This is a genomic window from Alienimonas chondri (assembly GCF_013036045.1).
Classification (GTDB): domain Bacteria; phylum Planctomycetota; class Planctomycetia; order Planctomycetales; family Planctomycetaceae; genus Alienimonas; species Alienimonas chondri.
Map to the genome: position 1 here is coordinate 1 of NZ_WTPX01000170.1, position 9402 is coordinate 9402.

The following is a 9402-nucleotide window of genomic DNA, read 5'->3' on the forward strand; positions in this document are numbered from 1 at the left end:
CCTCACCCCCGGCCCCTCTCCCCCAAAAGGGGGCGAGGGGGAAGATCGCGTCCTACTTCTGATCCAGCACGTCGACCGCTTTGAAGGGCTTGCCTTCGAGCATCGCCAGGCTGGCGCCGCCGCCGGTGGAGACGTGGGAGACCTGGTCGTCCATGCCGAACTTCTGCACGGCCGCGGCGCTGTCGCCGCCGCCGATGATGCTGATCGCGCCGCCCTTCGTCGCGGCGGCGACGGCCTCGGCGACGGCTTTGGTGCCGCCGTCGAAGGGGGGCATCTCGAACACGCCCATCGGGCCGTTCCAGACGATCGTTTTGGCGTTGCGAACGATCTCGTCGTAGGTGCGGGCCGTTTCCGGGCCGATGTCCAAGCCCTCGAAGCCGTCCGGGATCTCGCCGGCTTTAGCGATCGTCTTTTGGCAGTCGGAGCTGAAGTCGTCGCCGCAGTGGGTGTCCGTGGGCAGTTTGAGGGTGTCGCCGCCCTCTTTGATCAGCTCTTTGGCCAGGTCGGTTTTATCCGGCTCGACCAGGCTCCCGCCCACCTTGCCGCCCTGGGCGAGGCTGAAGGTGTAGGCCATCGCTCCGCCGATCAGCACGCTGTCGCACTTGCCCAGCAGGTTCTTAATGACCTCGATTTTATCGGAGACCTTCGCCCCGCCCAGGATCGCGACGAACGGACGTTCCGGATTCTCGATCGCCTTGGAGAGATATTCGATCTCCTTTTCGACCAGCAGACCGACGACCTTGGGCTTGTCGCCCATCGCCTCGGGGACGGCGACCATGCTGGCGTCGGTGCGGTGGCAGGTGCCGAAGGCGTTGTTGACGTAGGCGTCGCCGAAGGCGGCCAGCTTGCCGGCGAAGTCGGCGTCGCCGTTCTTCTCGCCCGGACCGAACCGCAGGTTCTCCAGCACCAACACTTCGCCGTCCTGCAGCGCGGCGACCTTGGCCTGGGCGTCTTCGCCGACGGTATCCGTGGCGAAGTGCACGTTCGCGCTGAGCAGTTCGCCCAGCCGATCGGCGGCGGGCTTGAGGGAGTACTTGGCGTCTGGTTCGCCCTTCGGCCGGCCGAGGTGGCTCATCAGGATCACCTTCCCCCCGCGGTCGAGCACGTTCTGAATGCTGGGGACCGCCGCGGTGATGCGGCGATCGTCGGTGATGGTCTGCGAGCCGACGGGGCCGTCCAACGGCACGTTGAAGTCGACCCGCATCAGCACGGCTTTCCCAGCGGGGTCGAGGTCGGCGAGCGTTTTCGGGGAGGGCATGGGAACGGGCGTGTGAGGGGAGTTAGCCGCGACCGAAGGGAGCGCCGCGAGGAGCGGGCCGCGGCGCGTGAGTGTGCCCGCCGCGTATGGAGACGCAAGGGAGAGGGGCGGATCGGTATGCTGAGGGTTCGCCCCTTCCCCGGAACCGTCCGTTCGGAGGCCCGCAATGCCGCCCGCCGCTCCGCCCGTCCTCGATCCACCCGTTCAGCCTCCCGCCTCAACAGAGACCCCGGCGCCGGACGGGTTGATGACGCACGTCGAGTTCTGGCATTACGCCAACCGCCCGGAGAACGATCACCGCATCTTGGAACTGGTGGACGGAAAGGTCGTCGAGATGTCCCGCCCCCACAAACTGCACGGCGTACTGCTCGCGTGGATCAGCAACGTGCTGAGCAACTATGCGAAGCGGGCCGGCTTCGGGGAAGTCGCCGGCGGGGACAGCGGCGTGCTCGTCGCCCGCGACCCGGACGTCGTCCGCGGGCCGGACGTCTGTTTCTATGCGGAAAAGACGTCCTACGCCGACCTGCTGGCCGATTACGACACGCCCGGTTACGACGACGCCCTGCCGGTGTTGATTGTGGAGGTGCTCTCCGCCAGCGATCGGCACGCGGAGGTGGTTCGCAAGGTGAACGGCTATCTTGAGGCCGGCGTGAAGCTCGTGTGGGTGGTCGATCCGCCCGCCCGGGAGGTGACGATTTATCGCCCCGACGCCCCGCCCGCCTTCGCCGCCGGCGACGATCCGATACCGACCGGCGACGTCCTTCCCGGCTTCGACCGCCGGGCGTCCGATCTGTTCCCTGCTGAATAAACCCCGCCGATGCTCGCCCCCGCCCTGCTCCTCGTCGCGCTCGCGGCCCCGCCCGCAGAAGCCCCGCCCGCAGAAGCCCCCGTCGAAATCACGGGGCCGGTCGACGAGGCGTTCCCCGCCGGCGTTCCGATCACGCTAACCCTGACCGGGCCGGAGGTTCTCCGCGAGGACGGCGAGCGGAACCCGTTTACCGACTACACCCTGACCGGGGCGTTCTCGCTGCTGGCCCGCGACAATCCGTTCGAGGGGGCGGCCCTGACGGTCCCGGGCTACTTCGCCGCGGACGGCTCCGCCGGTCAGACCGGCGCCGAGGCCGGCGACCGGTGGCGCGTGCACGTCCGCCCCGAGCGGGCGGGGGAACTTGATTACAAGCTGACGTTAAAGGCGGGCGACGCCGTCGTCGCCGAGGCGACCGGGACGATCGAGGTCGGCCCCGCGCTCAAACAGTCCGAGCAGAACGCTTCGTTCCACGTCCGCGGCGCCCTGCAATCGTGGGACGGCCGGCTCGTGCTCGTCCCGCCGGGCGACGCGGCGGTCGCCGGAACGCCCTTCTATAAAACCGGCGCCGACAGCCCGGAGAACCTGCTCGGCTACGTCGATTTCGACGGCACCTACACCCTCAAAGGCAAACGCCCGACCGGCGACCCGCGGCCGGCGCCCCACCGCTACGAGCCGCACCTCCAGGACTGGACCGACGGCGACCCGACTTGGCGGGACGGCAAGGGCAAAGGGCTCATCGGGGCGTTGAACTACCTCGCCGGCGCCGGCGCCAACAGCATTTATTTCCTGCCGTTCAACGTCGCCGGCGACGGTAAGGACGTCTGGCCGCACGCGAGTCCCGACGACCGCACCCGGTTCGATTGCAGCAAGCTCGATCAGTGGGAGATCGTCTTCAACCATTGCGACAGGCTCGGCATTGCGTTGCACGTCATTCTCTCGGAGACGGAGAACGAATCGCTGTTTGAACACCGCGACGGCCCTGGCGACGGCGACGTGCCCTTCGCGGACACCCGTAAGCTCTATTACCGCGAATTAATCGCTCGGTTCGGCCATCACCCGGCGCTGGTCTGGAACCTCGGGGAAGAGAACGGCCCCGAAGGCGAGGGCCGAAAGAACTCCGACGCGGCGGGCAACTCGAACGCCCAGCGCCTCGCCTTCGCCCAGTTCATCAAAGAGGCCGACCCGTACGATCACCCGATCGTCGTGCACACCTACCCCGGCAAGCAGGAGACGGTGTATACGCCGCTGCTCGGCTCGCCGTACTTCGACGGCGTGAGCCTGCAATTGAAGCCGATGGAGGTCACGCGGGAGCAAACGTTGAAGTGGATTCGCCTCAGCCGCGAAGCCGGCCGGCCGTGGTTCGCCTGTCTGGACGAAACCGGCCCCGCGAACGACGGCGTGTTGCCGGACGCCGCCGACGGCGCCGCGGAGAACCACCTCCGCGTCCGCCGGGCCCTGTGGGCGAATCTGCTCTCCGGCGGCAGCGGGGCGGAGTGGTACTTCGGCTATCAACACGCCCACAACGATCTGAACCTCGAAGACTTCCGCAGCCGGGCGGAGGTCTGGGCGTTCTCCAAGCTCGCCCGGGAGTTCGCGGAGCGCGAGGATCTGCACCTCTACGAACCGGGGCCGGAGTTTGCCGAGGCGAAGGGCGTCGTGGCCGCGTCCCGCTCCGCCTCGAACGGCCGCCTGGGGACGACGCTGCTGTACATCCCGGCCGGGGCCGGCACGCCGCGGCTCGACCTTCCGAAAGGCGAACTGACGATCCGCTGGTTCGATCCTGAAACCGGCGGTGCGTGGCAGCGCGGGCAGAGCGCCACGATCCTCGGCGGCCCCGGGACCGGCATTGCCGGCTCCCCCGACGAGGCCCGCGATTGGGTCGTCAAGATCGGCGGCTGATCGGCCCGTTCGGAGCGTTCCGGCCCGATCGCCGGAACGTTTTCCCCAGTTCAGACGTCCAACGTCCGACGCCCGTCGGCCCCCGCTCGCTCGAGGTTTCCCATGTTCGCTCCCGCCCTGCTGCTCGCCGCGCCGCTGCTTTGGTCGGCGGCCGTTCCGCCTGCCGAACCGGTTGAGCGACGAAGCGACGAACCGCCGACGGCGCCGGTTTATATCGACGGGAAGATCGACGGGGCGTACCGCGTGGGGTTCCCGATCGCCTTCACCCTCACCGGACCGGAGGCGCTCCAGGAGAACGGCGAGGCGAACCCGTTCGTCGATTATCGACTGACGGCGTCCTTCGGCCGTCCCGACAGGGCGGACGTGGACGGCCGCGTCGTGCCGGGCTACTTCGCCGCGGACGGACGGGCCGGCGAAACCGGCGCCGAGGCCGGCGCCCGCTGGCGAGCGCACTATCGCCCCACGTGGCGCGGTCGCACGACCTATCGGCTCGTTCTGAGAAAGGGCGATGAACTGATCGCCGAGGCGAGCGGGACGATCGAGGTCAAAGCGCCGCCGGAGGCGGTCGAGAACGCCCGCGACTTCCGCCGACGCGGGCAGCTGACCGCCTGGGAGGGACGGCTGATGCTGGCGACTCCGGAACGCCTGCCGACCGAATGGACGCCCTTCTTTAAAACCGGCGCCGGCAGCCCGGAGAACCTGCTCGCCTACGCGGACTTCGACGGCACGTGGTCCGCCAAAAGCGATCCCCGCGACGGCGAATCGCACTCGGAGGCCCTCCACCGCTACGAACCGCACCTCGGCGACTGGAACGACGGCGACCCCGCGTGGCGGGACGGCAGGGGCAAGGGCCTGATCGGGGCGTTGAATTATCTCGCCGACGCGGGCGTGAACAGCCTGTACTTCGTTCCGTTCAACGTCGCCGGCGACGGCCGGGACGTCTGGCCGCATGCCGCGACCGAGGGAGAGGAACCGACGGACCTGACGCGGTTCGATTGCTCCAAGCTGGATCAGTGGGAGACCGTCTTCACCCACTGCGACACGCTCGGCATCGCCCTGCACATGCTGCTGACGGAGACCGAAAACGAAGCTCTGTTCGAGCGCCGCACCGGCCCCGGCGCCGATTACGAACAGACCGGCGTCCCCTTCGCCGAGACCCGCAAGCTGTATTACCGCGAGATGATCGCCCGGTTCGGCCATCACCCGGCGATCATCTGGAACCTCGGCGAGGAGAACGGCCGCGGGAAAGAGTTGGTCAAAGACGGCGACGGCCGCGACACCACCGACGCCCAGCGCAAAGCGTTCGCCGCCTATATCAAACAGACCGACCCGTACGATCACCCGCTCGTCGTGCACACCTATCCGAACTGGCAGAACGCGGTTTATATGCCGCTGCTGGGCGATCGGAGCTTCGACGGCGTCAGCCTGCAACTCAGCCCGATGTCGCAGACCCGCGATCAGACGTTGAAGTGGACGGCCCGCAGCGCCGCGACGGGGCGGCCGTGGTTCGTCTGCCTAGACGAAGTCGGCCCCGCCAACGCCGGCGTGCTGCCGGACGACGCCGACGGCGCCGCCGAGAACCACCGCGCCGTCCGCCGCGCCCTGTGGGCGAACCTGCTGAGCGGCGGCAGCGGAGCGGAGTGGTACTTCGGTTATAAGTTCCCCCACAACGATTTGAACCTCGAAGACTTCCGCAGCCGGGCGAACGTCTGGCGGTTCTCCAAGATCGCCCGCGAGTTCGCGGAGCGGGAAGGTTTGGCGGATTACTACCCCGTCCGCGACTACTTCGACGCGGACGAGGTCTTCGCCGTCAGGAAAACCGAGTTAGCGCCGTTCCAAAGCCCGCCCGGCTCGACGACGACGCTGGTCTACGTCCCCGCCGGCCGCAAGCCGTTCGTGCCCGTTCCGTTTGAGTCGAGATGTCCCGTCCGCTGGTTCGACGTGGAGAACGGCGGTGCCTGGCAAACCGGCGCCGTCAAGACGGTTGAGGGCGGCGCCGCCGTCGACCCCGGCGAGCCCCCGGGCCGTACGCGGGATCGCGATTGGATCCTCAGGATCGGCGGTTGAGCGTTCCCCCGGCAGCCCGAGGCGCGAGCCGAGGCCGGGTGAGCCTGCCACGCGGGAGAACCTCGGCTTGCGCCTCGGGCTGCCGATGAGCGGTTCATGGCGACGGCAACGTTCTCCTCATATGAACGCTGCCCTGCCGGAACACGCCGATCGCCTTGCCGGGTGCCTGCTCGGAACCGCGGTCGGAGATGCGCTCGGCCTGCCGCGGGAGAACCTCTCGCCGCGGCGGGCCGCCCTGCTATTTCCCGGGCCGGTGCGGCACGGGTTGCTGCCGGCGGTTCGATCCGTGGGGGGAAGCTGCTGGCGGGGGATGGTGTCCGACGATACGGAGCACACCGTGCTCACCGCCCTCGCCCTCATCGAGGAACCGGACGACCCCGCCCGCTTCGCCCACGCCTTGGCCCGTCGGTTGAAATGGTGGCTGGCCGGCGGGCCGTGCGGGCTGGGGAAAGCGACGCTGACTGCCTGCCTGCGGCTGTGCGTCGGCGTCTCGCCGGATCGCAGCGGGGTGAACAGCGCCGGCAACGGGCCGGTGATGCGCGCCGCGATTCTCGGGGCGTTCTTCCCTGGTTCCGAGAACGGCGAGCCTGACCGTCGGCGGGCGTTCGTGGAGGTCTCCGCCCGGCTGACGCACACCGACCCGCGGGCCGTCGCCGGGGCCCAGATCATCGCCCACGCCGCGGCGCTCGCCTCCCGCCCCAATTCACTCAATGATCCCGCCGCGACGCTCGCTTTATTGATTACGGAGACGAACGAACCGGAATTGCGAACCGTGCTCGAACAGGCCGCCGCGGCTTTGAAGCGGGGCGACGACGGCCCGGCGCTCGCCGCGGCGTTGGACTGGCCGCGGGGCGGGCCGAGCGGGTTCGTCCTGCACACCGTCCCGGCGATCCTGTGGGCGTGGCTGGCCGGTGCGACGGCGCACTCGAACGGGTTACCAGCCCGACGCGCAAGCGTCGGCCGTGCGTCTGGCGATACTTCTCAACCGCCCTCGGCGGCGCCGAGAGCCGACGCTTGCGCGTCGGGCTGGTATGAACCGAGCCAAGAGATGCGGGACGGAATCGAACGCGCATTACGCCTCGGCGGGGACGCGGACAGCACAGCCGCGGTCGTCGGCGCCCTGGCGGGCTGCGCGGGGGGGACGGCGGCGCTGCCCGCGGAGTGGCTCGCCGGTCTCTTGGAATGGCCGCGGGGCGAACGCTGGATGCGGCGGTGTGCGGATCGGCTGGCCGACGCCCCAACCGAGTCCGCCGTCGATCGCGCCGCGGCGCTGCGGTCGTTGCGGGTTTCGCCGGGCGCCGTGCCGGCTCGCAACGCCGCCTTCCTCGCCCTCGTGCTGGGCCACGCCCTCCGCCGGCTCGCCCCGCCGTGGTGAGGCAGTCAGTAGGCAGAAAACGTGTGCGGTTGGGTCGGCGCCGGGCTGACCGGCTGCCAGCGGCCGACCAACATCACATCCGTCATGGTCGACCAATCGCCGGCGCTCGCCCCGGCGTTCACGACGTCGCTGCCGGTCGGGACCGCCAGGCTGACGTCTTTCACCGCAAACGTCCCGCCGTTCCGGTAGACCCGCAGGGCGAACGCTTGATCGGTGAGTCCGCGACCGAGGACGGCAAGTTCCACGTTCGTCATCAGATCGCCCTCGATCGTCCCCTCGGCGGATTGAATGACGCCGACTAGCGTGCCGTCGGAGAGCGCGGCGTACTCCGCGTGCACTTCCACCGTGATGGGAGCCCCCTGATCCTCCTCAATCGTGGCCTCGCCGGTCAGGCTCAGGTGGCCGTCCCGCAGGGACAGACGAAATGGGCCGACGGACGTATTGCGCTGCCATTCGCCGCTCGGCACGGTCGTGCCGTCGACAAACAGATCCGCCGAATCATTGCCGGGAGCGACATGAGCCGCCGGCACGCCGAACGCCCCCGCTTGGGAAAACCCCGCCGGCTGGTCCGTCGCGGGATAGGGGACGGACGGCGTCGCAGCGAGCGCCGCGGAGAACGCACGATCGTTCCGTTCCGACGCCGAGCCGCGGTTGAAGAAGCGCGCGGCGCCGGGGTTCGACTGGATCGCGGCGGCGGCTGGCTTTGCATCGGCCGGCCCCGCGTCGGCCAGCCCCATGCCGGCGAGTTGGCCTCCGCCGGCGCTTGCGGGGTGCGGGGGTTGCAACGCCAGCATCAACGCGACGCTGGCCGCGACCGCGAACAGGGCGGCGGCGGGACGGGATTTCAGGAGCGTCATCGAATCGAGTCCTTTCTCGGACCAGTGGGGAAGCAGTGAGGAGAGCGGGCCGGCGCCCGCGGACAGTGCCAGCGGATCGGCGAGCCGGCAGACCGCCTCCGCCGCCGCCGCGGGCACGGGGTCGGACAGCAGCAGCGGGGCGAACGACGGCAGGGCGAAGCCGCGGCGGGCCAGGCGGGTTCTCAACCGCGACCGGCCGCGGGAGAGACGGCCCTTGATCGCCGCCTCCGTCGCGCCCAGTCGCACGGCGGCTTCGGAGCGGGTCAGGCCGTGCAGATGACAGAGGATGAGCGCGTCCCGCTCCGCGGCGGGCAGCTTTAAGACCTCTTCATCGAACGCGCCCAGCGCCTCCCGCCGGGCGAGTTCAGCCAGGAGGCCCGGTCCGTCGGCCGCGGGTTCGGGCAGCGCGTCGAGCGTCCCGTCGCGAGTCGCGTCCGCCCGCTGCGCCGCCCGACCCGCGGTGCGATGGGCGGTGCGGTACAGCCAGCCCGGCAGCGCCGCCGGCTCGCGGATCGACCGCGCCTTCAACGCCAGCAGCAGGAACGCGGACTGAAAGGCGTCCTCCGCGTCCTGGCGATCGCCCGTCCGGCGGAGGCACACGCCCCACACCAGCGGCCCGAACCGGCGGACCAACTCCGCAAACGCCGGCCCGTCCCGGCGCTCGATATATCGCGTCAACAGCGTCGCGTCTGTTATATCGCCCTGTGTCGGCGGCTCTTCCGTGGAGCCGCCGGGCGAGTTTGCGCTGGGCGGGCGGTTGTTCGAACCCGGGTTCAAACCCGGGGCGGGGACGGTCATGGAGGCATCCGTGCGAGGGCGACATCAAACAGGGAGGCGCCGCGGACCGCGACCGGACCGCCTGATTTCCCCGCCTCCGCGAAAAATTTTCTGATCGCCTTGCGACACCGCGACCCCTTCACCGGTGTTTCAAGAGAAGACCCGCCCCCGCGAGTCGCCCCCCGCCGACGGCGGGGCGAGCCGGTTCGATCGGGGGATTCCGATCACCCCTCCCCGTGCGTTCGCCTTCATGCCTTCTCTCCCCCTGCGTCGTTCCCTCGCCGTCGCGGCTGCCGCCGCGTTGGCCCTGCCGCTTGCCTGTGCGGCCCCCGCCGCCGCCCAGGATAACCCGGATCGGCCC

The 9402-nt window shown here is 69.6% G+C and carries 6 protein-coding genes; 4 read left to right on the forward strand and 2 right to left on the reverse strand.

The window, feature by feature from the left end; all coding sequences use genetic code 11:
* Positions 1-52 precede the first annotated feature (52 nt).
* A complete protein-coding gene (locus LzC2_RS18375) occupies positions 53-1258 on the reverse strand; it encodes a phosphoglycerate kinase (protein ID WP_171189491.1) in 1206 nt (401 codons plus the stop codon).
* 247 nt (positions 1259-1505) lie between these two features.
* On the opposite strand from LzC2_RS18375, the gene LzC2_RS18380 reads away from it, so the two are divergent.
* The 4 genes from LzC2_RS18380 to LzC2_RS18395 all read left to right on the forward strand — a co-directional run bounded on the left by LzC2_RS18380 (position 1506) and on the right by LzC2_RS18395 (position 7407).
* Complete coding sequence (locus LzC2_RS18380) at positions 1506-2066, forward strand: Uma2 family endonuclease (RefSeq protein ID WP_171189492.1); 561 nt, start codon at positions 1506-1508, stop codon at positions 2064-2066.
* 9 nt (positions 2067-2075) lie between these two features.
* Positions 2076-3965 carry a DUF5060 domain-containing protein gene (locus LzC2_RS18385; RefSeq protein ID WP_171189493.1) on the forward strand — a complete coding sequence of 630 codons (1890 nt, stop codon included), beginning with the start codon at positions 2076-2078 and terminating at the stop codon, positions 3963-3965.
* Between the two features lie 102 nt (positions 3966-4067).
* The gene (locus tag LzC2_RS18390) at positions 4068-6032 is read left to right on the forward strand and encodes a DUF5060 domain-containing protein (RefSeq protein ID WP_171189494.1); all 1965 of its coding nucleotides are present in this window, start codon (positions 4068-4070) and stop codon (positions 6030-6032) included.
* Positions 6033-6153: 121 nt separating this feature from the next.
* Positions 6154-7407 (forward strand): ADP-ribosylglycohydrolase family protein, encoded by a 1254-nt coding sequence (locus tag LzC2_RS18395; RefSeq protein ID WP_171189495.1) that lies wholly within the window; start codon positions 6154-6156, stop codon positions 7405-7407.
* A 5-nt stretch (positions 7408-7412) separates the two neighbouring features.
* Here the strand turns inward: LzC2_RS18395 and LzC2_RS18400 are convergent, their stop codons facing one another.
* Complete coding sequence (locus tag LzC2_RS18400; RefSeq protein WP_171189496.1) at positions 7413-9062, reverse strand: RNA polymerase sigma factor; 1650 nt, start codon at positions 9060-9062, stop codon at positions 7413-7415.
* Positions 9063-9402 lie beyond the last annotated feature (340 nt).